Origin of the sequence: Rathayibacter sp. PhB186, from assembly GCF_003751825.1 — a bacterium.
Classification (GTDB): Bacteria; Actinomycetota; Actinomycetes; order Actinomycetales; family Microbacteriaceae; genus Rathayibacter; species Rathayibacter festucae.
Genome location: NZ_RJKO01000013.1, coordinates 37,880 through 60,265, shown reverse-complemented (window position 1 = coordinate 60,265; position 22,386 = coordinate 37,880). Strand labels below are relative to the sequence as shown.

The following is a 22,386-nucleotide window of genomic DNA, read 5'->3' as shown; positions in this document are numbered from 1 at the left end:
GGTCGAGCAGCCGCGGAGCGGCGTATCGAGACCCCACGTCTCCAGAACGGTGGATCTCGATACGCCCGCTGCGCGGGCTGCGCGATCAGCAGGAAGGCCGTCGGTCAGGCCACGCGGCGCCCGCGGGGCAGGCGGGCCGCCGGCGTCGCCGTGCGGCGGATCGCGCCGAGCAGCAGGCCGACCGCCAGCACCAGCTGCAGCGTCAGACCGACGAACCAGGACGGGACGGTGGAGTCGAAGACCTCCTCCGGAGTGCTCGGCCGCGTCGAGCCGGTGTAGCCGGAGCAGGAGAGCTCGACGACCGGCTCCGGCGCGATCTGCGCCTGCCGAACCAGCAGCGAGAGCCCGGTGAACAGGTCCTCCGGCGAGCCGTACTCGTCGAGCTGCGGCGGGACGGCATCGGCCAGCACCACGAACGGGTTCAGCGCGAGCAGCCCCCAGTAGTAGTCGGCCCGCGCCACCTGCGTCTCGTAGTCCGGTCCGCAGATCCCCTCCTCGTCGTCGACGAAGACGGTCTGCTGCTCCGTGGTCGTGACCGCCGTCAGCAGCCCGAACGCGATCAGCGACCCGACGCTCATCGCCGCGACCACCAGGTAGGTGGTGACGACCGACATCAGCGGCCGGTCGAGGATCCCGCTGAGACCCACTCCGATCGCCGCGACGACGCCCAGCTGCACCGCGAGCACGAGCACCGAGACCGACGCGGAGGCGAGCGACACCCCGCCGACCCCGACGGCGACGAGCAGGAACGGCACGGTGCTCGCGAGGAACGCCAGCGCCACCAGCCAGGCCGAGACGAACTTGCCGAGCACGAGCTGCGCCGTGGTCACGAGGGTGACCTGCGTCGTCGCGAGGGTCCCCGCGTCGCGGTCGCCGTTCACGGCCGTGCCGGAGAGCGCGGGCGTCACCAGGCTGCCCAGCAGCAGCACGAAGTAGACGAGGGTCGAGTAGAGGAAGCCGCCCACGACGGCGCCGCTGCCCGAGAAGACGCCGGTCGCGACGACCAGCAGTCCGGTGACCGCGCCGACCAGCAGGAAGAACAGCCCGAGCAGGACGAAGGACGAGGTCCCGCGCACCCGCTGCGCGAGCTCGAGGCGGAGCACGATGCCGACGCCCTGCAGGAACGGCAGCGGCCGGGCGGTGGTCTCGGTGCTCATCGGGCGTCCTCCTCGTTCTCGGTGCCCGGTTCCGCGGGCCGGCCAGGCCCCGCGGCACTCCCCGGCTCCCCGGCCGAGCGGGTCAGATCCGAGAAGGTGTGCTCCAGCTCGCCCACCGCGGGCGCGAAGCGGCTGACCGCGACCCCGGCCGACACCAGCCGCGAGAGCAGCTCGGCCGCCGCCGCGTCGTTGACGACCGGCACGAGCGCCGCCTCGCGCTCCACTCGGACCGGCACGCCCGTCAGCCGCTCGACGACCTCGGCGAGCTCCGCCCCCCGCGGCCGCACCGCGTCGATCCGCCAGGCGCGCAGCGCCCGCGACGCGCGCGCGACCGCCTCCTGCGAGGCCGTCACCCCGCCGTCGAGGTAGACCGCCGCGGTCGCCATCTCGTCGAGCTCGGAGAGCACGTGACTCGAGACCAGCACCGTGCGCCCCTCGCCGGCGAGCCGCAGCACCAGGTCGCGCAGCGCGATCCGCGCCCCGGGATCGAGCCCGGAGGCCGGCTCGTCGAGCACCAGCACCGACGGGTCGTGCACGAGCGCCCGGGCGAGGCTGAGCCGCTGCTTCTGGCCGCGCGAGAGCACCCGGGTCGGCCGGTCGCCGAACTCGACGAGATCCACGAGCCCGAGCAGCTCGTCCGCCCGGGCCTCGGCGTCCGGGCGCGGCAGCCCGTACAGCTGCCCGGTCGTCCGGAGGGTCTCCCGGCAGGTCAGGCTCGCCCAGGAGCCGAGGACGTCGGGCATCCAGCCGAGCGCGGCCCGCACGGCGGCGGGCTCCTCGACCGGGTCGTGCCCGGCGACGCGGAGCAGCCCGGCGTCGGGGCGCAGCAGCGTCGCGAGCAGCAGCATCAGCGTCGTCTTGCCCGCGCCGTTGGGCCCGATCAGCGCGGTGACCTCACCGGGCCGGGCCTCGAAGCTGGCGTCGCGCACGGCGTGCACCGGCCCGAACGCCCGCGACACCCCCTCCGCGACGATGCCGGCATCAGCGTGCGTGTCCATCGAGTCCCCCTCGTCGGTCCGCGGCGATCCCCCTGACCGCGCGAGCGCCGCGAGCCTAGCCGACACCCCCGACCGGCCGGACGCCCGCGGCGCGGAGGGCCGGAGAACACCGGTCGACGGTCTGGGAGAATCGCCGCATGGCTTCTGCGATCACCCCGCCCCGCGGCATGCGCGACTTCCTCCCGGCCGACAAGGCGAAGCGCGAGCACGCGCTCGGAGTGATCCGCCGGGTCTACGCGGCGCACGGCTTCGACGAGATCGAGACCCCGGTGGTCGAGGACTTCGAGCGCCTGCACTCCGGCCTCGGCGGCGACAACGAGAAGCTCGCCTTCAGCGTGCTGCGCCGCGGGCTCTCGCACGACGACCTCGCGGCGGCGGCCGCGACGGACGACGCCTCGGGGCTCGCCGACCTCGGCCTCCGCTTCGACCTCACCGTCCCGCTCGCCCGCTTCTACGCCAGCCACCGCGCCGAACTGCCGACCGTCTTCCGCTCCGTGCAGATCGCACCGGTCTGGCGCGCGGAGCGCCCGCAGAAGGGCCGCTACCGCCAGTTCGTCCAGTGCGACATCGACATCATCGGCGAGCCGGGGCAGCTCGCCGAGGTCGAGCTGATCACCGCGACGGCCGCCGCCCTCGACACCCTGGGCCTCCGCGACTGCACCATCCGGATCAACGACCGCCGGATCCTCACCGGCATCCTCGAGCACTGCGGCTTCGCCCCCGAGCGCTTCGGCCCCGCGCTGATCTCGATCGACAAGCTCGACAAGATCGGGGCGAGCGGAGTCGTCGCCGAGCTCGAGGCCGACGGTCCGGACGCCGCGGCCGTGCTCGGCGGCTACCTCGCCGGCATCGAGGCGGCCGTCGCCGCCGGGGGAGTGGCGCTCGAGCAGTCCGCGATCCTCGGAGTGCTGCCCGAGGGCATCGACCCGGAGGCGGTGCTCGCGCTCGAGACGCTCGCCCGGTCGCTGCGGTCGCTGCCGACCGGCGTCTCGCTCCGCTTCGACCCCACGCTCGTGCGCGGGATGGGCTACTACACCGGCACCATCTTCGAGATCGCGCACCCCTCCTCCGGCTCGTCCGTCGGCGGCGGCGGCCGTTACGACGGCATGATCGGGCGCTTCCTCGGCCAGGACGTGCCGGCCTGCGGCTTCTCGATCGGCTTCGAGCGGATCGTCGAGCTGATCGACGTGCCGCTGGACGAGCGGCCGGACGCGGTCGTCCTCGTGCACGAGCGGGACGCGGCTCCGGAGGTGCTGCTCGCGCTCAAGCAGGAGCTGATCGCCGCCGGCTCCCGCGTGCGCCTGGAGCGCCGCGCCAAGAACCTCACGCCGCTGCTCGACCGGGCCGCCGCCGCCGGATTCACGCGCTTCGCACTCGTGCCCCGCGACGCCGCAGCGGCTGCGGATCTCGCCTTCAAGCCGCTCGGCTGAGCTGAGAGCGGCCTCAGCCGATCCGCCGGGAGGGACGGGCGGAGCGGTCGGATCGTTGTCGGATCCGTGAGACCCTTAATACCCGCGAAATCTGCGGACACACCGGAGAAATCTCCCGAGGATAGCGTCGAGGCACCCCGATCGGCGCGGCTTGGCGCGCCCCGTGGGGCACCCGTCGCCACCCGCGCACCACAGCAGCTTCCACCGCCTTACCCGAGGAGTCCCCCTTGCCCCTGTCGCCCTTCCGCACCTCGCAGACCTTCGACCGCCGCAGCGTCCTGCGCATGGCCGGCGTCGCCGGTCTCGCCCTCGGCGGCGTCTCCGTCCTCGCCTCCTGCGCCTCCGACTCCTCCGGCGCCTCGGCCGAGGACGGCGGCGACCTCGGCACCCTGAAGGTCCAGCTCTCCTGGATCAAGAACGAGGAGTTCGCGGGCGAGTTCTTCGCCGACTCCAAGGGCTACTACACCGAGGCCGGCCTCTCCGGCGTCACGCTGACCGCGGGCCCCTCGACCGGCACCGCCGAGCTGCTGTCCGGCTCTGCCGACGTGGCGCTCAGCGACGCCGTCTCGGTCGGCACCGTCGTCGCCAACGAGAAGGCGCCGCTCAAGATCATCGGCGCGACCTACCAGAAGAACCCGTTCACGGTCCTCTCGATCGCGACCGCCGGCAACATCGCCACCCCCGCCGACCTCGCCGGCAAGAAGATCGGCGTCCAGGCGTCGAACACCTCGCTCTTCCAGGCGCTGCTGAAGGCGAACGGCCTCGCCGAGTCCGACGTCACCGTCGTCCCGGTCGAGTACGACCCCTCGGTCCTGATCAACGGCACCGTCGACGGCTTCATCGCCTACCTGACCAACGAGGCGATCACCGTCGCCGCCGAGGGCTACGAGGTCGTCAACCTGCCCTTCGCCGACAACGGCCTCCCGTTCGTCGCCGAGACCTTCACCGTCACCGACCAGGCCATCTCCGAGAAGCGCGAGGCGCTCAAGGCGTTCCTCGTCGCCGAGATCAAGGGCTGGACCGACGCGGTCAACGACCCGGAGGCCGGCGCGATGCTCGCCCTCGAGACCTACGGCAAGGACCTCGGCCTCGACGAGGAGTCCTCCAAGAAGGGCTCCACCATCCAGTCCGAGGAGCTCGTCGTCTCGGACGAGACCGTCGCGAACGGCCTCTTCACGATCTCGGACAGCCTCCAGGAGGAGACGCTCGCGTCGCTCTCGGGCGCCGGCATCGAGGTCGACGCCGCCGACCTCTTCGACATGAGCCTCCTCGCCGAGGTCTACGAGGAGAACCCCGACCTCGTCAAGTACGCCGCCTGACACCGGCTCTCGAACCAGCGCCACCACACATGCAGCACCACGGAGGGCACCACTCGTGACCGACACGACCGACGCCGGCACTCTGCGCGAGCAGGGTGCCGGCGGCACCGGCATCCAGATCCACGGCCTGTCGAAGACGTTCCGGATGGGCTCTCGCAGCGTCGCCGCGCTGCAGGACACCGATCTGCACACCGACCAGGGCAGCTTCCTCGCGCTCCTCGGCCCCTCGGGCTGCGGCAAGTCCACCATCCTGCGGATCCTCGCGGGGCTGGAGGAGCCCACCTCGGGCTCCATCCGGGTGGACGGCCGCACGCCCAAGGAGCTGCGCCGCGACAACAAGCTCGGCATCGCCTTCCAGGACCACGCGCTCCTGCCCTGGCGCAGCGTGATGTCGAACATCCGCCTCCCGTTCGAGATCGCGGGCAAGTCGGTGGACCAGTCCTACATCGACGAGCTGATCGACCTGGTGGGCCTGCGCGGCTTCGAGAAGGCCAAGCCGGCGCAGCTCTCCGGCGGCATGCGCCAGCGCGTCTCGATCGCCCGCTGCCTCATCCTCAAGCCCGAGGTGCTGCTGCTGGACGAGCCGTTCGGCGCGCTCGACGACATGACGCGGCAGAAGCTCAACCTCGAGCTGCTGCGGATCTGGACCGAGAAGCCGGCCACGACCCTCCTCGTCACCCACGGCATCTCGGAGGCGATCTTCCTCTCGGACCAGGTCGCCGTGATGAGCCCGCGGCCCGGCCGGGTCAAGGAGATCATCGAGATCGACCTGCCCCGCCCGCGCACGCCGGAGATGCAGCGCACCCCCGAGTTCCACGCCTACGTCGACCAGGCGTCCGAGCTGCTGTTCGGCGACGGCGGCGCGGCCGCCGACGACCACTGAGGCGCCCCGTGGCCACCCTGCTCCCCGCTCCCGTCCCGCCGACCGAGCGCCGCTCGCGCTCCCTCCCGCCCTGGGCCTCCGGGCTGATCGGCATCGTCGGCATCATCGCCGTCTGGTGGCTGATCGCCCTGGTCACCGCCCCCACCGGCGGCACGACCTACGCCCCGGTCCCCACGCCGATCCAGGTCGCGCAGACGATCGCCGAGGACGGGCCCGCGTTCTACTGGGCCAACTTCTCGGTGACGATCGGCGAGGCCGCGGTCGGCTACTTCTGGGGCAACCTCATCGCCCTGGTGCTCTCCGCGCTCGTCCTGATCGTGCCGTGGCTGGAGGGGATCGTCTCCCAGCTCGCGGTCGTCACCTACTGCGTGCCGATCGTCGCGATCGGGACGCTCGTGCTCCTCATCCTCGGCGGCTCCGACGCGCCGGGGCGGCCGAGCGACACCGCGATCTTCCTCGCCGGGCTCTCGGTCTTCTTCACCACCGTCGTCGGCAGCCTGCTCGGCCTCAAGGCGGCCGACAAGGCCTCCCTCGACGTCGTGACCGTCTACGGGGGCACGAAGTTCACCCAGCTCCGGAAGGTCCGCGCCATCGCGGCGCTGCCGAACATCCTCTCCGCGCTGCAGATCGCCGTTCCCGCGGCGTTCCTGGGCGCGATCCTGGGGGAGTACTTCGGCAAGATCGAGACCGGGGTCGGGCCGATCCTGGTCGCGGCGCAGGTCTCGCTGAACTCGCCGCGCGTCTGGGCGCTCTTCCTCCTCTGCGCCGCCGTCGCGCTGATCGGCTACGGCCTCGTCGGCCTGATCGGGCGCCTCGTCGCCCCGTGGTCCTCCGGAAAGCGAGCATGACATGACCTCCACGATCCCCGACCGCACCGAGCAGTCGAGCCCGACGCAGATCATCGCGGTCGACGAGCTCCGCCGTCAGCTGCGCAGCGCCGCCCTCGGCGCCACGCTGAAGAGCCTGCGCAAGAGCCTCCTGATCGCGCTGTCGACCGTCGCGATCGTCCTCGCGATCTGGATCGGCGTGATCCTCTTCAGCGGCGTCTCGCCGTACGTGATCAAGGGGCCGTGGGACGTCTGGGCGCACCTGGTCACCGACGAGTCGGCGGCCGAGAACCGCGCCGAGCTCGGCGGGCTCTTCGCCGTCACCATGGTCGACTCGTTCATCGGCTTCGCGGCCGGCCTGATCGTCGCGATCCTGGTCGCGATCCTCTTCCGGCTGTCCAAGGGCGTCGAGCACGCACTGATGCCGTTCGCGCTGCTGCTGCGCTCGGTCCCGCTGATCGCGATGACGCCGCTGATCATCCTGGTCTTCGGCCAGGGGACGGTCGCCTCGGTCGCCGTGGTCGGCGGCATCGTCGTGCTCTTCCCGGCGCTGGTCACGATCGCGTTCGGCCTCAACAACGCCTCACCGCAGATGCTCGACGTCGTCTCGGTCTACGGCGGCTCCACGCTCACGGCGATCCGCAAGGTCGCCATCCCCGGCGCGCTGCCGTCCCTCTTCGCGGCGATCCGCGTCTCCGTCCCCGGAGCGATCACCGGCGCGCTGCTGGCCGAGTGGCTCTCCACCGGCGACGGCATCGGCGGCGGCATCGCGGGCTGGACCGCGCAAGCCCGCTTCGACGACATCTGGTCGGCCGTCGTCCTCGTGACCGGCGTCTCGCTGATCCTCTACATGGTCGTCCAGGTCATCGAGACATTCGTCCTGTCCCGGATGTCCCTCTCCCTCTCCTGACGCACGACTGCTCCCCGCCGCGAGATGCCACTTGTGCACGCCCGACACGGCGTGTCGCGTGCACAAGTGGCATCTCGCGGGACGGGGGAGGATGGGGTCAGACGGTGACGATCGCGTCGATGCGGCGCGGGGACAGGAGGTCGCGGCCGCCGAGGCCGTCGAGCTCCATCACCACGGCGATGCCCTCGAGGGACCAGCCGGCGCGCTCGATCAGGCGGCAGCTCGCGTCGAGGGTGCCGCCGGTGGCGAGCACGTCGTCGACGAGCAGCAGGCGCGCGCCCTTCGGCACCGCGTCCTCGTGCACCTCGAGCTGCGTGCTGCCGTACTCGAGCGTGGCCTGCTCGCTCAGCACGGTCCGCGGCAGCTTGCCGGGCTTCCGGATCGTCACGACCCCGAGGCCCGCGGAGTAGGCGGCGGCCGCGGCGAGGAGGAAGCCGCGCGCCTCGACCCCGGCGATCGCGTCGATCCGGCCGCGATACGGCTCGATCAGCGCGTCGGCGACCGCGCGCAGCGCCTCGCCGTCGCCGAAGACCGGCGTGAGGTCGCGGAAGAGGATGCCGGGCTTCGGGAAGTCGGGGACGACCTCGGTGAGGCGCTCGACGAGGTCGGCGGCGGTGCTGGTCACGGGGTCCTCCGGTGGGGCGGGAGCGGATCGGCGGCCGTGCGGCGCGGCTGCCGTCAGGGCCCTGGGAGTCTACCGACGCCCCGCGGACGCCTCCCGTTCCGAGGCGGTCAGTAGACTCCTTCCCGACCGCTCCCGCCCTCCGGGAGCCCACCCGTCAAGAGGAGATAGTTGTGGCCCTTATCGAGGCAGTCGTCGCACGAGAAATTCTGGACTCCCGTGGCAACCCCACGGTCGAGGTCGAGGTCCTGCTCGAGGACGGCGCGTCCTCGCGAGCGGCCGTCCCCTCCGGTGCCTCCACCGGCGCCTTCGAGGCCTACGAGCTGCGCGACGGCGACGCCGAGCGCTACCTCGGCAAGGGCGTGCAGAAGGCCGTCGACGCCGTCATCGACGAGATCGGCCCGGCCATCGAGGGCTTCGACGCCACCGACCAGCGCCTCGTCGACGCCGAGCTGATCGAGCTCGACGGCACCGAGAACAAGTCGCGCCTGGGCGCGAACGCGATCCTCGGCGTCAGCCTCGCGGTCGCCAAGGCCGCCGCGCAGTCGGCCGACCTCGACCTCTTCCGCTACCTCGGCGGCCCGAACGCGCACACCCTGCCCGTCCCGCTGATGAACATCATCAACGGCGGCGCGCACGCCGACACCGGCGTCGACATCCAGGAGTTCATGGCCGTCCCGCTGGGCGCCGAGTCCTTCTCCGAGGGCCTGCGCTGGGGCGTCGAGATCTACCACGCGCTCAAGGCGCAGCTGAAGAAGGCCGGCTTCGCCACGGGCCTGGGCGACGAGGGCGGCTTCGCCCCCGACCTGCCCACCAACCGCGAGGCGCTCGACTTCATCCTCAAGGCCGTCGAGGCCGCCGGCTTCACCCCCGGCAAGGACATCGGCCTCGCGCTCGACGTCGCCTCCTCCGAGTTCTACGAGGACGGCAAGTACACCTTCGAGGGCAAGAAGCTCTCGGCCGAGGAGCTCTCCGCCTACTACGCCGACCTCGTCGCCAACTACCCGCTGGTCTCCATCGAGGACCCGCTGGACGAGGACGACTGGGCCGGCTGGACCCACCTCACCGCCGAGATCGGCGACAAGGTGCAGCTCGTCGGCGACGACCTCTACGTCACCAATCCGGTGCGCCTGGCCCGCGGCATCGCCGAGAAGGCCGGCAATTCGATCCTGGTCAAGGTGAACCAGATCGGCACGCTCACCGAGACGCTCGACGCGGTGGCCCTCGCCCAGCGCAGCGGCATGACCGCGATCCTCTCGCACCGCTCCGGCGAGACCGAGGACACCACCATCGCCGACCTCGCGGTCGCGGTGGACGGCGGCCAGATCAAGACCGGCGCCCCCGCGCGATCGGACCGCGTCGCGAAGTACAACCAGCTGCTGCGCATCGAGGAGATCCTGGGAGGCGCCGCGACGTACGCGGGTCGCTCCGCCTTCCCGCGCTTCACCGCGTAGTCTCTCCCCGCCGGAGCGGCCCCGGAGCCCAGCACCTCGGTGCTGGCACCGGGGCCGCTCCCGTTCCGCCCTCATCCGTTCCACCGCTCGAGGAGGCACCCGCCCATGGCTCGACCGCCCCGCCGGCCCTCCGCTCCCGGGAGCGCGCCCCGCCGCCCGGCCGCTGCCGAGACTCCGGACTCGCCCGCCTCGAAGCCCGCCGCGTCGAAGCCCGCCGCCGCGACGCCGAGCGCCTCGAAGCCGAGCGCCTCGAAGCCGTCCGCCTCGAAGAAGCCGGCGTCCAAGCCCGCCGGCTCGACGTCCGCCGCGTCGAAGCGCCCCGGCGCGAAGCCCGGCTCCTCGGCCCCGAAGTCCTCGCGCACCCCCCGCGCGAAGCAGCCTCCCGTCACGCCGTCCTCCGCCTGGGTCGCCGGCGTCCGCGGCTCCGGATTCACGCTGCTCGTGATGGGCATCATGATCCTGGCCGTCGTCGTCCTGGCGCCCAGCGTGAAGAACTTCGTCGAGCAGCGCGCCGAGATCGCCGAGCTGCAGCGCTCCGTCGACGCGGCGAAGACCCAGTCGCAGAACCTCGACGAGCAGCGCGTGCGCTGGTCCGACCCCGCCTTCATCCGCGCCCAGGCCCGCGAGCGCCTGTACTTCGTGATGCCGGGCGAGGTCAGCTACCTCGTCCTCGACGACATCGCCGTCGCGCAGCAGGCCGCGCAGCCGGCGTCGAACTCGGTGCAGAAGACCCCGAGCGACTGGGCGGGCTCGCTGCTCTCCTCGATCGCGGTCTCCGGCCTCGGCGACCCGACGACGGCGGAGCTCACCCCCACTCCCTGACCCCGGCCCCTCGCCCGGCCGCCGCCTACACTGGAGAGTTCCCTCCGGTCCCCGCGCCCCCTGGAGTCCTCCGTGACCACGCCCCCGTTCGACCCGCCCACCGAGCACGACATCGCCGTCGTCTCCGCCCAGCTGGGCCGCCCCGCCCGCGACGTGGTCGGCATCAGCGCGCGCTGCGTCTGCGGCAACCCGACGGTGGTCTCCACCAGCCCCCGGCTGAGCGACGGGACGCCGTTCCCCACCTTCTACTACCTCACCCACCCCGCCGCGACCGCCGCGATCTCGCAGCTCGAGGCGACGCAGGTCATGGTCGAGTACAACGCACTCCTGGCCGAGGACGAGGCGCTCCGCGACGCGCACGCGGCGGCCCACCGCGCCTTCCTCGCCGACCGCGAGAGCATCGCCGTCGTGCCCGAGATCGCGGGCATCTCCTCCGGCGGCATGCCGACCCGCGTGAAGTGCCTGCACGCCCTCGCGGGCCACGCGCTCGCCGCGGGCCCCGGAGTGAACCCGATCGGCGACCTCGCGCTGGCCCGCGCCGACTGGTCGCCCGAGCGCTGCGAGTGCCGGCCGCTCGAGGTCTGACCGACTCCGCGGACCGGCGGGTCGACGCGATTCGACGCGCGGTTCGCTAGGCTGATTCCCAGTCGGGGTCAGTGCTGCCACCCGCATCGAGAGCGGGCACTTCGCGAGTAGCAGGGTGTTCGCATTGTCCATCCCTCTGGAGTGTTCACCGTGCCCAAAATCCTGATCGTCGGAGGCGGCTACGCCGGCTTCTACACCGCGTGGAAGCTGGAGAAGTACCTCCGCGCCAACGAGGCCGAGGTCACGATCGTCGACCCGCTGCCCTACATGGCGTACCTGCCCTTCCTCCCCGAGGTCGCCGCCGGCTCCATCGAGCCGCGCCACGCGATCGTCTCGCTGCGCCGCCACCTCAAGAAGACCGCGATCCTCGCCGCGAAGGTCACCAAGATCGACCACGCGTCCAAGACCGCGACGATCACCCCCACGGTCGGCGAGCCCTACGAGTTCGTCTACGACCAGATCGTCGTCACCGCGGGCTCCGTCTCGCGCACCTTCCCGATCCCGGGCGTCGCCGACAACGCGATCGGCCTCAAGACGATCGAGGAGGCGACCGCGATCCGCGACCGCATCCTCACCAACTTCGACAAGGCCGCGACCCTGCCGGCCGGCCCCGAGCGCTCGCGCCTGCTGACGGTCACGGTCGTCGGCGGCGGCTTCGCCGGCATCGAGGTCTTCGCCGAGCTGCGCTCCTTCGCGAGCGCGCTGCTCAAGCGCTACCCCGAGATCGACTTCGAGGAGACGAAGTTCCACCTCGTCGAGGCGATGGGGCGGATCATGCCCGAGGTCGCGCTCGAGACGAGCCACTGGGTCCTGAAGAACCTCGACCAGCGCGGCGCCACCGTGCACCTCGACACGCAGCTGAAGTCCGCCGAGGGCGGCGTCATCGAGCTGTCGACGGGCGAGACCTTCGAGTCCGACCTGATCATCTGGACCGCCGGTGTCATGGCGAACCCGTCGATCAAGAACTCCGACCTCCCGATCGAGGAGCGCGGCCGTCTGCGCGTGCGCGCCGACCTCCGCGTCGGCCACGACGACGTCATCGTCGAGGGCGCCTGGGGCGCCGGCGACGTGTCGGCCGTCCCCGACCTCACCGGCGGCGGCGTCGGCGGCTTCTGCGTGCCGAACGCCCAGCACGCCGTCCGCCAGGGCAAGCTCATGGCGACCAACATCATCGCGGTCCTCCGCGGCGAGGCGCCCAAGGACTACTTCCACAAGAACGCGGGAGCGGTCGCCGGTCTCGGCATCGGCATCGGCGTCTTCCAGTCCGGCAAGATCGCGATCAAGGGCTTCCCGGCCTGGGTCATGCACCGCGGCTACCACGGTCTCGCCATGCCCTCGTGGGAGCGCAAGTTCCGCGTGGTCTGGGGCTGGTGGAACAACCTCTGGCTCGGCCGCGACATCGCGTCGATCGAGGCCCGCGAGTACCCGCGCGGCTCCTTCGAGACCTACGCGTCGCGCCCCCGTCCGGCCGCTCCGGCCGCCGAGTCGGCTCCGGCCGGCACCCCCGGCCCGGCCGGCGCGCCGGTGACCGTGGGCGGCGAGCCCGCCAAGGCCTGACAGCACCCTCGGGCGGCGTGTGAGTGATCACGCCGCCCGGTGGTCGCCCCCATAGCCCAATCGGCAGAGGCAGACGACTTAAAATCGTCTCAGTCTGGGTTCGAGTCCCAGTGGGGGCACTCTCTCCGCGGCTGTTACGCCGCGCGTGCGTGCGCGGCCTTCTCGAGCGCCGCAGCCGGCAGCGCCCCTTCGAGGCTCGCTTCGTCGAGCAGGGCCGCCTCGAGGGCGGCGGTGATCTCGCCGGGGGCGCACTCGGCGCAGAGGACGACGAGCTCCTCAGAGCTCAGACCCTCGGGGTCCTCGCCGCCGGAGCGGTCCAGGACGACGGCATCGGTTCCGCAGCTTCCGCATTCGATCATGCGGGTACCGTACGTCCGACCTCCGACATCGCCGCGATGCGCGGACGGTGAGTCGCGCGGGAGTGCGAGAGTTCCGATCCGGGCCATCCGGCCGTGTCCGTTCCTGTCAATCGCTACGCCGGCGCCCGCCCTCGCATAGAGTCGTCGCCGGGCGGTCCTCGCCCGGACGGAGCGCTCGCGCCGCCGTCCCGGGGGCGGGCGTCCCGGTGGCGCCTCGTGGCGTCTCCTTCTTCTCGTGCCCTCGGGCACTGTCATGCATCACCCGGCGACGGGTGGTCGGGAGGCCTCCATGGGGAAGCTGCTCTACGGAGCCTCGGGTGTCGAGATCGAGTTCGACGACCGCACGCTCACGCACGTCCAGATCGTCATCGCCAACAAGCTGCGCCGCCGCGAGAGCTTCTTCTTCTCCTGGCGCGACGACCCGGCGGTCGGCGACGGCCGCTCCAGCATCTGGCTCGACCCGTCGGTCCCGCTCTACTTCAAGTACTTCGGCGGCCGGGTGCCGTCGATCAACCGCACCTGGATCGACCTGCTGACGGTCTCCGCGAACTCCTCCGGCGGGCTGCAGCTCGTGCAGGAGCCGGACGCCGCTCCCACCCCGCCGCCGAAGGGTGAGCAGGGCGCGTGAAGCGCGACGTCTCCGCCCGGCTGACCCTCGACGTCGCGCGACCCGCGACGCTCGTCTTCTCGATCGCGGTCGCGGAGGCCTACGGCGCTCCGGAGCGGCTGTCCCTCGAGCTGGACGGGCGCGAGGTCGCCGCCCGCGAGGTGCTCGACCAGCACGGCACCCGCCTGCACGTCCTCGAGGCGGGCGTCGGACGCCTCGTCGTCGACTACACCGCGAGCGTCGACGGCGTGCTGGAGCCGCTGCCCGGCGAGGAGGTCGACCGCCTGCGCTACCTGCGGCCGAGCCGCTACGCCGAGTCGGACATCCTGTGGGCGACCGCGCGTGCCGAGTTCGCGGGCCTCGAGGGCGCCGCCCTGCTCGCCTCGGTCAGCTCCTGGGTCGGCACCCGGCTCGCCTACGTGACCGGCTCGAGCCTCCCCACCGACGGTGCGGAGCGGACGCTGCTCGCCCGCCGCGGGGTCTGCCGCGACTTCGCCCACCTCGTGGTGGCGCTGCTGCGCGCGCTCGACGTGCCGGCCCGGCTGGTCGCGGTCTACGCGCCGGGGCTCGCGCCGATGGACTTCCACGCGGTCGCCGAGGCCTGGATCGAGGGCTCCTGGCGGGTGGTCGACGCGACCACGCTGGCGCCGCGCTCGAGCCTGGTGCGGATCGCCACCGGCCGCGACGCGGCGGACACGGCGTTCCTCAGCGTCTACGACGGCATCGCGACGCTGACCGACATGACCGTCGGCGCCGTGGTCGACGTGCTGCCGGACGACGACGTGCGCGAGCTCGCCGCGATCGGCTGAGCCCGCACCCGGGCCACCGGGCTCGATACCGCCCCGGCGCTACTCGCCGACGTCGACGAAGCGCCGCCAGGCCCAGATCGACGTGCAGACGGCCGTGAAGGCGATCACGGCGAAGAGCGCCGGCCCGCCGCCGCCGTCGGTCGCCCAGGCGGCGATCGTCGGCGTGAGGAGCAGGAAGAGGACGGTGCTCGCCAGCAGCGTCAGCCCGAGCCAGAGCACGGGCGACCAGCGCAGGATGCTCTGCCCGGCCGGCCGGCCGACCGGGAAGAGCAGCACGACGCTCGAGCCGACCGAGAGCAGCGTCGTCGCGCTGAGGATCTCGGTGGTGAGGACGGCGGCGAAGGAGCCGTCGGCGGGGACGGCCGCGGAGGCTCCCCAGGCGACGGCGGCGAGGCCGAGCAGGGAGACGATCCGCACGGTCGCGAGCTTGGCGCGCGCCACGGCCGAGGCGCCCTCGGGCAGGACGAGCCCGATCACCACTCCGAAGAGGAAGGCCGGGTCGAGGCCCGCGAACCGCGAGAGCAGTGCGGCGCCGGCCACCAGCAGCAGCGCGCGGGGCGAGGCGACGATGCGGATGCCCGGCAGGCCGAGCCGGCGCCCGACCAGGGCGGGGACCCCTGCGGCGACGGCGTTCACCACGGCGACCGCGACGATCACCGCGATCAGCAGACGGAGGTACGCGGGCTGCCCGTCGATCCGGCCGGAGAGCAGCACGAGGCCGGCTGCGCAGCCGATCATGCCGACCACCATCGTCCGCGCGGAGACGGGCGCGGGGTCCGGCCTGTCGTCGTACTCCACGCTCGCGCGGTTGCGGCCGGTCAGGCGCCAGGTGCGCGGCTCGCGCGGCACCCGGCCGGCGACGGCCAGGCGGGCGGGGACGACGAGCAGGGCGAGGGAGGCGACCGCCAGCGCGAGCGAGCGCATCCAGTCGGCCATCGTGCCGATCGGAGCGCCGGAGGAGAGCGCCGTGGTCATCCCGGTGGCCGCGCTCCAGCCACCGGGCGCGGAGCCGCCGTCGGCGGGAGCGGGAGCGGGAGCGGTGGGGGGCGGGTCGCTCGGAGCGGCTCCCGGCGCCGGTGCAGCGGTGGCGCCGTCGGACGAGGCCGCCTCGGGCGCGGGCGCCGTCTGGCCCGGGCGCGCCGGGGAGGGCGTCGCGGTGCTTCCCGGCGTCGTCGGCCGAGCGGTGGGCGAGCCGGGCGCGGTGGTGGGCGTGCCGCCGCCGGGGGTCGCCGTGCTCGTGCCGGGAGCTGTCGCGGACGGAGTGGCGGAGGGCGTCGTGGTCGCCGCCGAGAAGGTGGCGTCGATCCACGGGCTGCGCGAGCTGTAGTTGCCGGCAGCGTCGCCGGCGATCGCCGACACGCGGTGCGCTCCGGCCGTCACCGTGCCGCCGGTGCAGCTCCAGGCGCCGCCGGTGATCGGCGCGTCGCAGGTGTTGACGAGGTCGACGTAGACGTAGACCCGCGTGCCCTCGGTGGCGGTGCCCGAGTAGACGGCGCCGGTGAGCGGCAGCGCGGCGCCCGGGCCGGGGGAGGCGAGGACCGGCGCGACCGGAGCCGCGGTGTCCACGACGAGCGAGACCGCCGCGCTGGCGGGCGAGACGGTGCTCCCGGCGAAGGAGGCGGACTGGGTCGCGGTCACCCGGTAGCTGCCGGGGGCGGGGGTGGGCGCGAGCTGGCAGAACCAGCGGCCCGCGCCGTCGGCGGTGGCGAGGCAGGAGGCGCCGCCGTCGGAGGTGACGGCGACGCTCGCTCCCGGGTAGGCGGTGCCGCTCACCGATCCGGCCGACGTCGCCGAGCCGTCGACCGACTCGATGACGGGAGCGCTGAGCACGGCGACCTCGGTGCGGGCCGAGGTGGTGCCGCCGGCGGCGAGGAGCTCGACGGCGGTCAGGCGGATCCGGCCGTCGTCGAGGTCGAGCAGGCAGCTCCAGGTGTCGTCGGCCTCGACGGTGGTGATGCAGAGCGGCTCGCTGCTGCCGGTGAGGCCGATCTGGATCTGATCGCCGGCCGTGCCGGTGCCGGTCGCGGTGACCGCGCCGCTCGGCAGCACGGTGCCGGAGGCCGGGGAGGTGATCGTGAGGGGCGCGGCGGCCAGCGCGCTCGGCGCGGTCAGGCCGGCTGCGGCGCCCAGCGCGACGAGCAGCACGAGCAGGAGGGCGGCCGGACGGCGGCGCGACGAACGGGGGGAGCGGCGGAGGCGACCCGTCGGCACGGCCGACGGACCCCTCGTCGCGGAACCCCCCGGAACAGACGCGGCGACACTCGGAATCACGGTGCGTCCATTGCACGGGGGCGCACGGGTGGTGTCAAGCGCGGCGCGCCCCCGTTGCCGGATGTACACCGAAGGGCGGATCGGCCTCCTCCGCCCGGGGGAGCGGCTGGTCGGAGCGGGAGAGCGCTTCCGCGACAATATACCCATCGACGAGTCGGAGGAAAGATGAGCGAGGACGCAGCACGCGGACGCGATCGGCAGCAGGTGCGCGCCGAGACCGCGCGCTTCGACGACCCGCGGGAGCTCGGGCGGCTGCTGCCTCCGGGACTGCGGATCGGACTCACGCAGAGCGCCTTCCAGACGGAGGGCTCGCTCGAGGCCGGCGGTCGCGGCCGCTCCGTCTGGGACGACTTCGCCCTGCGGCGCGGCACGATCGCCGAGGAGGCGACGCCCGAGTTCGCCACCGACTTCGTCCTGCGCTGGCGCGAGGACCTCGCCCTGCTCGTCGACCTCGGCGTCGACGAGCTGCGGCTCTCGATCTCCTGGACCCGGCTGCAGCCGGACGGCCGCGGACCGATCGACCGCGGCGGCCTCGGCTTCTACGACCGCCTCCTCGACGAGCTCGCCGGAGCCGGGCTGCGGATCGCGCTCACCCTGCAGCACCGCGACACCCCCTCCGCGCTCAGCGGGGGCTGGATGAACCGCGACACGGCCTTCCGCTTCGGCGACGTCGCCTTCGAGATCGGCTCGCGGCTCGGCGACCGGGTGGCGGACTGGATCACGCTGGATCAGCCGTCGACCGTGTTCCTCGAGGGCTACGCGCTGAAGAACCAGGCGCCGGGCACCGGGCGGCTGTTCAGCGCGCTGCCCGCGCTGCACCACCAGCTGCTCGGGCACGCGGTCGCGGTCGAGGCGCTCCGCTCCGCCGATCTCGCCGGGCGCATCGGGCTCGTCGACGCGCAGGCCGTGGTCGAGCCGGCGAGCGAGTCGGAGCGGGACGGCGCGTGGGCGGCGCTCGCCGACGTCCTGCAGAACCGGCTCGTCGCCGACGCCGTGCTCACCGGCGTCTATCCGTCGGGGCCGGAGGAGCTGCCGCCGTTCCTCGCGCCGCTCGCGGGGGTCGATCCGGTGGATCTCGCCCGCATCAGTGCCCCGCTCGACTTCTACGGGGTCGCGCCGCTGGCCCCGCAGCGGATCGCCGCCGGACGCGACCCGGCGCTGCCGACCGGGCCGGGTGCTCCGCCCGCTCTGCCGTTCCACGCCCGCCCGTGGCCGGAGCTCGACCGGACCGGTGACGGCTCGCCGTTCGCGCCGTGGGCGCCGGTGGCGGTGCTGCGGAGCCTCGTCGAGCGCTACGGCGACGCGCTGCCGCCGCTGGTGCTGACGGAGCTCGGCGCGAGCTATCCGGATCTGCCGGACCGGCAGGGCGCGATCGTCGACACGGAGCGGATCCGCTGGATCGGCGCGCACCTCGGGGCGCTCGCCGAGGCCGTGCACGAGGGCCTGCCGCTGGAGGCCGTTCAGCTGTGGACGCTGGTGGACGCCTTCGAGTGGCAGCACGGCTACACCCGGCCGCACGGGCTGGTGGCGCTGGACTCCCGCAGCCGCGATCGCGTGCCGAAGGCCTCGTTCGACTGGCTGCGGCGCGTGCTCGACGAGCGCTCCTGACGGCGACTGGCCGCGGGTCTCGATACGCCCCTCCGGGGCTACTCGACCAGCATGGGCCGCATGCTGATCGAGTAGCCCGCGGAGCGGGCGTATCGAGATCCACCACCGTCCGAAGCTGAGTCTGCAGACCCGCCCTGCTGGGGACGGTGGGTCTCGATACGCCCCTGCGGGGCTACTCGACCAGCATGAGTCGGGGCTGCTCGACCAGCATGGGCCGAGGCCGCTCGAGCAGAAGGGGGGGGCCGGTCCGGCGTGGGAGACTGCCGCGATGCGCAGCCTTCTCGCCCTCGCCTCGATCCTGCACGCCGAGCCCGCCGTGGTGCTCGCCGCGCTCGCCGACGTGCTCGCCGCCGACGACGGGCCGGCGTTCGCGCGCTCGGCGGACGGGCTCGAGCGGCGGCTGCCGGTCGTCGGCCTCGAGCAGTGGCGGGTGCTGGCGGACGAGGAGGGCTCGCGGGTCGAGTGCGAGCTGGTCGCGTCGGGAGCCTCGTCCGCACTTGCGGGGGTGCTGGCCCGACGCCGGATCCGGGACGCGCCGGAGCGCTTCCGCACCGTGGTCACCGCCGTCGCGGACGTCGTCGAGCCCCGAGCCTGAGTGCCCCCCGCACGGGGAATGCACGACCCCCGCGCGCTGTTGTCCTCGATAGCGGGGTGGGGCCCGAGTGCCTCGCCCATCGGATCGCTCGGAGGAGCTCGAGGCAGATGGCAGGAACAGGAATGAGCAAGGGACGGGGAGTGCGCGGCGCCGACGAGGAGATCGTCTACCGCCGTCACGCGAACGGACGCGGCATGGTCGCTCCGGGATCGCGCGTCTCCGCGTCGGCGTACGTCGAGACCGGCGCCTACGTCGAACCCGGCGCCACCGTCGGGGAGCGGGCGTGGATCGGCGCCGGCAGCTGGGTCGACCGCGACGCGATGATCGGGCACAGCGCCTTCATCGGCGCGAACGTCCACGTCGGCCCGGAGGCCATCATCGGCCCCGGTGCCCGCATCGGCAGCTACTCGCGGATCGGCGGCTCGGCCGTCGTCGCGACCGGCGCGCGGGTCGACCGCGACACGGTCATCACCCCGGGCAGCCGGTTCGGCACCGACGACGGCGTCCGCGAGATCGGCCGCCGCGCCGCGTAGGCCCGCACGACCCCACGACCCTGTTCCGCCCGACCTCGACGCTCCCAGAGCGGCACCGAGGCGGCGGAATAGGGTCGTTCCATGTTCGAACTCCATCACCTCAGCGCCCAGGAGCAGTGGGACTGGCTGCAGCGCGGCGAGATCACCCCGCTCGAGCTGACCGAGCACTACCTCGCCCGGATCGAGCGCTGGAACGGGGAGCTCGGCGCCTTCACCACCGTGACCGCGGACGCGGCGCGGGCCCGGGCGGCCGCGATCGACTCCGTGCCGCGCACCGCGCTGCTCTGGGGGCTGCCGAGCGGCGACAAGGACCTCTGGCGCCGGGCCGGTGTCCGGACCACCTTCGGCTCGCGGCTGCGCGAGTCCTTCGTCCCCGACGCCTCCGACGAGATCGTCCAGGTGCTCGACGCGGCGGGGGCGATCAGCCTCGGCAAGACGGCTGCGCCCGAGTTCGGCATGCCCTCCTACACCGAGAACCTCGTCGGACCGCCGACGGTCACGCCCTGGGACACCTCGCGCGGCGCGGGCGGGTCCAGCGGCGGCGCGGCGAGCGCGGTCGCGGCGGGTCTGCTCCCGTTCGCGCCGGGCTCCGACGGCGGCGGCTCGATCCGCATCCCCGCCGCCGCCTGCGGTCTGGTCGGTCTCAAGCCCTCCCGCGGCCGGGTGCCGGCGCTGTCCGGAGTGGGGGGAGTGGGCGGCCTCGTCGTCGCCGGTCCGCTGACGCGCTCGGTGGCGGACGCCGGGATGCTGCTGGAGGGGATGCTCGAGCGTCGCCGCGGCGTCGTCCCGCAGCGCACGGCGCTGACCGCGCCGGGGGACGGCGACGGCTCCTTCCTCGGTGCCGCCGTGCGCGGGGAGGGCCGGTTCCAGATCGGCGTGCTGACGGCCTCGCCGTGGGACGAGGAGTACGACATCGGGCTCGCTCCGGAGGCGCGCGCCGCTCTGGACGAGGGGATCGCCGCCCTGTCGGCGCTCGGCCACGGCCTGGACGACGCGGTGCTGCCGCCGTCCGCCGCCTACCCCGACGCGTTCCGGCTGCTCTGGCAGAGCGGGGCGTCGACGCTCCCCGTCGCAGGCGACGAGCTCGAACTGCTGGAGCCGCTCACGCAGTGGCTGGTGCGGGAGGGACGGAAGCGCTCGGCCCGCGAGATCGTGGAGGCGGCGGGGGTGCTGTCGGCCTATGAGCGCGCGGTGATCGCCGCCTTCTCGCCGTTCGACGCGGTCCTGACCCCGTCGATGACGATGACGCCGCGGCCGGTCGGCTGGTACGACGCCGAGGATCCGGAGCGCAACTTCGAGCAGCAGGTGCGCTACACGCCGTACACCTCGTTCGTGAACGTGAGCGGCCTGCCGGCGATCGCGCTGCCGCTGAGTGTCACGGCGGACGGCCTGCCGATGGGGATTCAGCTGATCGGGCGACCCGGCGGCGAGGCGGTGCTGCTGTCGATCGGCGCGCAGCTGGAGCGCCGGGCGCGCTGGCAGCGGCGGCACCCGCCGCAGTGGTGAGGCCCGGGGAGCCGGGCGCGGCCGACACCCGGCGAACGGGCAGCTCCGCACCCTTGGCCGGTCAGGTTAGGCATGCCTATACTTACTTCCGATGTGCATGTTCGAGGGACGAGGCGGCTCGGAGCCGGTCGACGTCAAGCAGTTCCTGATCGCGGGTGACGAGACCGTCGTGCCCTGGATCCAGAGCATGCTCGACGCGCTCCCCGCGAACGCCCGAGGCCAGGTCTTCGTCGAGGTCGACGACGCCCGCGGCCTGCCGCCGCTCTCGGCGCCCGGCCGCGTCTGCGTCACCTGGCTCGGCCGCTCGCAGCGCTCCGGCGCTCCCGGCACCGGTCTCGCCTGTGCGCGCGGCGTCGCGCTCGACCGCGCGGTGCGCGCCTGGATGGGCGAGATGTCCGTCGTCGACGGCGACTACCCGTGGGCGGACGACCGGCACGACTTCTGCGCCTGGATCGGCGGAGAGGGCGCCCTCGTCGCGGAGCTCGCCGCCGATGTCGACGCCCGCCTGCAGGTCTCCGCGGAGCACGCCGCTCGCTGAGAGCCACTCAGGATTAGGTAAGGCTTACCTTCTCTGCGAGACTGGACAGGTGCCTCCGCTGACCGAAGCCCCCGCCCGCCCGGCCTACCGGCCGTATCTCGCGACCGTCGCCCGCGCGACCCGGATCGCGCCGCACTTCATCCGGATCACGCTGACCGGTGACGATCTCGGCTCGGTCGGCTGCACCGGCCCGGACCAGCGGATCAAGCTGGTCGTGCCGACGCCGACCTCGAGCGCGCACGACTTCATGGCCTCGGTGGCGGACGAGAACGGGCCGGACGGCCTCGCTCCCGACTGGTACACCCGCTGGCGCGAGCTGCCGGACGCGCTGCGGAACCCGCTGCGCACCTACACGATCCGTGCGACCCGGCCCGAGCAGGCCGAGGTCGACGTCGACTTCGTCGCACACGGCGACACCGGCCCCGCCTCCGCGTGGGTCGAGTCGGCCCGCGTCGGCGCGCAGGTCGTCATCATCGCGCCCGACACCCGCTCGGAGCTGGCCGGCGGCGGCGTCGAGTGGCACCCGGGTGCGGCGACGACGCTCCTGATGGCGGGCGACGAGACCGCGGTCCCCGCGATCAGCGCGATCCTCGAGAGCCTCCCCGCCTCGGCGACGGGGGCCGCCTTTCTCGAGGTGCCGAGCGCGGCGGACGTCCTGCCGCTCCAGCACCCCGCCGGAGTCCGCGTGCACTGGCTCGTGCGCACCGGGACGACGCCGGGAGCGCAGCTCGGCGACTCCGTCCGCGGCTGGGCGACCCGATTCCTCACGGCGCATCACCGCGGGGTCGAGGTGTCCGACGTCGACGTCGACAGCGAGATCCTCTGGGAGGTGCCCGCGGAGCGCACCGACCCCGGCCTCTACGCCTGGATCGCCGGCGAGGCGGGCGCGATCAAGCTCATCCGCCGCTGCCTCGTCACCGAGCTCGGCGTCGACCGGACGCGCGTCGCCTTCATGGGCTACTGGCGGACGGGACGCTCCGAGGCCAACTAGCGCCG

The 22,386-nt window shown here is 73.2% G+C and carries 22 protein-coding genes and 1 tRNA gene; 18 read left to right on the top strand and 5 right to left on the bottom strand.

The window, feature by feature from the left end; genetic code table 11:
* Positions 1 to 104 precede the first annotated feature (104 nt).
* Positions 105 to 1,157 (bottom strand): ABC transporter permease, encoded by a 1,053-nt coding sequence (locus tag EDF45_RS20635; RefSeq protein WP_123737718.1) that lies wholly within the window; start codon positions 1,155 to 1,157, stop codon positions 105 to 107.
* The gene (locus EDF45_RS20630; RefSeq protein WP_123737717.1) at positions 1,154 to 2,155 is read right to left on the bottom strand and encodes an ABC transporter ATP-binding protein; all 1,002 of its coding nucleotides are present in this window, start codon (positions 2,153 to 2,155) and stop codon (positions 1,154 to 1,156) included. The genes EDF45_RS20635 and EDF45_RS20630 overlap by 4 nt, the downstream gene beginning before the upstream one ends.
* 137 nt (positions 2,156 to 2,292) lie before the next feature.
* Here EDF45_RS20630 and hisS point away from each other — a divergent pair, with 137 nt between their 5' ends.
* From hisS to EDF45_RS20605, 5 genes are all read left to right on the top strand, one after another.
* Positions 2,293 to 3,585 (top strand): histidine--tRNA ligase, encoded by a 1,293-nt coding sequence (gene hisS / locus EDF45_RS20625; protein WP_123737716.1) that lies wholly within the window; start codon positions 2,293 to 2,295, stop codon positions 3,583 to 3,585.
* A 227-nt stretch (positions 3,586 to 3,812) separates the two neighbouring features.
* Positions 3,813 to 4,904, top strand: coding sequence for an ABC transporter substrate-binding protein (locus EDF45_RS20620; protein ID WP_243598509.1), 1,092 nt, complete (start codon positions 3,813 to 3,815; stop codon positions 4,902 to 4,904).
* Between the two features lie 145 nt (positions 4,905 to 5,049).
* On the top strand, positions 5,050 to 5,787 hold the full coding sequence (locus EDF45_RS20615; RefSeq protein ID WP_123737741.1) for an ABC transporter ATP-binding protein: 738 nt from the start codon (positions 5,050 to 5,052) through the stop codon (positions 5,785 to 5,787).
* 8 nt (positions 5,788 to 5,795) lie between these two features.
* Positions 5,796 to 6,635: an ABC transporter permease gene (locus tag EDF45_RS20610; RefSeq protein ID WP_243582213.1), complete on the top strand. Its 840-nt coding sequence runs from the start codon at positions 5,796 to 5,798 to the stop codon at positions 6,633 to 6,635.
* A 1-nt stretch (position 6,636) separates the two neighbouring features.
* Entirely contained in the window at positions 6,637 to 7,524 is an 888-nt protein-coding gene (locus tag EDF45_RS20605; RefSeq protein WP_208110631.1) for an ABC transporter permease, read from the top strand.
* A gap of 97 nt (positions 7,525 to 7,621) precedes the next feature.
* On the opposite strand, the gene EDF45_RS20600 is transcribed toward EDF45_RS20605, so the two are convergent.
* Positions 7,622 to 8,149, bottom strand: a complete 528-nt coding sequence (locus EDF45_RS20600) for an adenine phosphoribosyltransferase (protein WP_123734087.1) — start codon at positions 8,147 to 8,149, stop codon at positions 7,622 to 7,624.
* 170 nt (positions 8,150 to 8,319) lie between these two features.
* Between EDF45_RS20600 and eno the strand changes: the two genes are divergently transcribed.
* From eno to EDF45_RS20570, 5 genes are all read left to right on the top strand, one after another.
* Positions 8,320 to 9,600, top strand: coding sequence for a phosphopyruvate hydratase (eno, locus tag EDF45_RS20595; protein ID WP_123737715.1), 1,281 nt, complete (start codon positions 8,320 to 8,322; stop codon positions 9,598 to 9,600).
* Between the two features lie 105 nt (positions 9,601 to 9,705).
* Positions 9,706 to 10,422, top strand: a complete 717-nt coding sequence (locus EDF45_RS21505; protein ID WP_185020300.1) for a septum formation initiator family protein — start codon at positions 9,706 to 9,708, stop codon at positions 10,420 to 10,422.
* A 72-nt stretch (positions 10,423 to 10,494) separates the two neighbouring features.
* Positions 10,495 to 11,007, top strand: a complete 513-nt coding sequence (locus EDF45_RS20580) for a DUF501 domain-containing protein (RefSeq protein WP_123734084.1) — start codon at positions 10,495 to 10,497, stop codon at positions 11,005 to 11,007.
* 150 nt (positions 11,008 to 11,157) lie between these two features.
* Positions 11,158 to 12,564 carry an NAD(P)/FAD-dependent oxidoreductase gene (locus tag EDF45_RS20575; protein ID WP_123705592.1) on the top strand — a complete coding sequence of 469 codons (1,407 nt, stop codon included), beginning with the start codon at positions 11,158 to 11,160 and terminating at the stop codon, positions 12,562 to 12,564.
* Between the two features lie 45 nt (positions 12,565 to 12,609).
* Positions 12,610 to 12,683: transfer RNA gene (locus tag EDF45_RS20570), tRNA-Leu, on the top strand.
* A 15-nt stretch (positions 12,684 to 12,698) separates the two neighbouring features.
* Here the strand turns inward: EDF45_RS20570 and EDF45_RS20565 are convergent.
* On the bottom strand, positions 12,699 to 12,923 hold the full coding sequence (locus EDF45_RS20565; protein ID WP_123737713.1) for a hypothetical protein: 225 nt from the start codon (positions 12,921 to 12,923) through the stop codon (positions 12,699 to 12,701).
* A 289-nt stretch (positions 12,924 to 13,212) separates the two neighbouring features.
* Here EDF45_RS20565 and EDF45_RS20560 point away from each other — a divergent pair, with 289 nt between their 5' ends.
* A complete protein-coding gene (locus EDF45_RS20560) occupies positions 13,213 to 13,551 on the top strand; it encodes an ATP-dependent DNA ligase (protein ID WP_068211888.1) in 339 nt (112 codons plus the stop codon).
* Positions 13,548 to 14,339 (top strand): transglutaminase family protein, encoded by a 792-nt coding sequence (locus EDF45_RS20555; RefSeq protein WP_123447608.1) that lies wholly within the window; start codon positions 13,548 to 13,550, stop codon positions 14,337 to 14,339. Before EDF45_RS20560 ends, EDF45_RS20555 begins: the two co-directional genes overlap by 4 nt.
* A 39-nt stretch (positions 14,340 to 14,378) precedes the next feature.
* Here the strand turns inward: EDF45_RS20555 and EDF45_RS20550 are convergent, their stop codons facing one another.
* A complete protein-coding gene (locus EDF45_RS20550) occupies positions 14,379 to 16,550 on the bottom strand; it encodes a hypothetical protein (protein WP_123737712.1) in 2,172 nt (723 codons plus the stop codon).
* A 225-nt stretch (positions 16,551 to 16,775) separates the two neighbouring features.
* Here EDF45_RS20550 and EDF45_RS20545 point away from each other — a divergent pair, with 225 nt between their 5' ends.
* The 6 genes from EDF45_RS20545 (at position 16,776) to EDF45_RS20520 (ending at position 22,381) form a co-directional block, all read left to right on the top strand.
* A complete protein-coding gene (locus tag EDF45_RS20545) occupies positions 16,776 to 18,218 on the top strand; it encodes a glycoside hydrolase family 1 protein (protein ID WP_123737711.1) in 1,443 nt (480 codons plus the stop codon).
* A 268-nt stretch (positions 18,219 to 18,486) separates the two neighbouring features.
* Positions 18,487 to 18,813 carry a hypothetical protein gene (locus EDF45_RS20540; protein ID WP_123737710.1) on the top strand — a complete coding sequence of 109 codons (327 nt, stop codon included), beginning with the start codon at positions 18,487 to 18,489 and terminating at the stop codon, positions 18,811 to 18,813.
* A 122-nt stretch (positions 18,814 to 18,935) separates the two neighbouring features.
* Positions 18,936 to 19,346, top strand: a complete 411-nt coding sequence (locus tag EDF45_RS20535; RefSeq protein WP_133963110.1) for a transferase — start codon at positions 18,936 to 18,938, stop codon at positions 19,344 to 19,346.
* Positions 19,347 to 19,427: 81 nt separating this feature from the next.
* Complete coding sequence (locus tag EDF45_RS20530; RefSeq protein ID WP_123737709.1) at positions 19,428 to 20,852, top strand: amidase; 1,425 nt, start codon at positions 19,428 to 19,430, stop codon at positions 20,850 to 20,852.
* 97 nt (positions 20,853 to 20,949) lie between these two features.
* A complete protein-coding gene (locus EDF45_RS20525) occupies positions 20,950 to 21,390 on the top strand; it encodes an SIP domain-containing protein (protein WP_185020299.1) in 441 nt (146 codons plus the stop codon).
* Between the two features lie 49 nt (positions 21,391 to 21,439).
* Positions 21,440 to 22,381, top strand: coding sequence for a siderophore-interacting protein (locus tag EDF45_RS20520; RefSeq protein WP_260312342.1), 942 nt, complete (start codon positions 21,440 to 21,442; stop codon positions 22,379 to 22,381).
* The last annotated feature ends 5 nt before the right edge of the window (positions 22,382 to 22,386 follow it).

Excerpts from the sequence above, each read along its gene's own strand:
- EDF45_RS20635 (WP_123737718.1), bottom strand. The coding sequence starts at position 1,157 with ATGAGCACCGAGACCACCGCCCGGCCGCTGCCGTTCCTGCAGGGCGTC.
- EDF45_RS20630 (WP_123737717.1), bottom strand. The coding sequence starts at position 2,155 with ATGGACACGCACGCTGATGCCGGCATCGTCGCGGAGGGGGTGTCGCGG.
- hisS (WP_123737716.1), top strand. The coding sequence starts at position 2,293 with ATGGCTTCTGCGATCACCCCGCCCCGCGGCATGCGCGACTTCCTCCCG.
- EDF45_RS20615 (WP_123737741.1), top strand. The coding sequence starts at position 5,050 with ATGGGCTCTCGCAGCGTCGCCGCGCTGCAGGACACCGATCTGCACACC.
- EDF45_RS20605 (WP_208110631.1), top strand. The coding sequence starts at position 6,637 with ATGACCTCCACGATCCCCGACCGCACCGAGCAGTCGAGCCCGACGCAG.
- EDF45_RS21505 (WP_185020300.1), top strand. The coding sequence starts at position 9,706 with ATGGCTCGACCGCCCCGCCGGCCCTCCGCTCCCGGGAGCGCGCCCCGC.
- EDF45_RS20565 (WP_123737713.1), bottom strand. The coding sequence starts at position 12,923 with ATGATCGAATGCGGAAGCTGCGGAACCGATGCCGTCGTCCTGGACCGC.
- EDF45_RS20560 (WP_068211888.1), top strand. The coding sequence starts at position 13,213 with ATGGGGAAGCTGCTCTACGGAGCCTCGGGTGTCGAGATCGAGTTCGAC.
- EDF45_RS20545 (WP_123737711.1), top strand. The coding sequence starts at position 16,776 with ATGAGCGAGGACGCAGCACGCGGACGCGATCGGCAGCAGGTGCGCGCC.
- EDF45_RS20540 (WP_123737710.1), top strand. The coding sequence starts at position 18,487 with ATGCGCAGCCTTCTCGCCCTCGCCTCGATCCTGCACGCCGAGCCCGCC.
- EDF45_RS20535 (WP_133963110.1), top strand. The coding sequence starts at position 18,936 with ATGAGCAAGGGACGGGGAGTGCGCGGCGCCGACGAGGAGATCGTCTAC.
- EDF45_RS20530 (WP_123737709.1), top strand. The coding sequence starts at position 19,428 with ATGTTCGAACTCCATCACCTCAGCGCCCAGGAGCAGTGGGACTGGCTG.
- EDF45_RS20525 (WP_185020299.1), top strand. The coding sequence starts at position 20,950 with ATGTTCGAGGGACGAGGCGGCTCGGAGCCGGTCGACGTCAAGCAGTTC.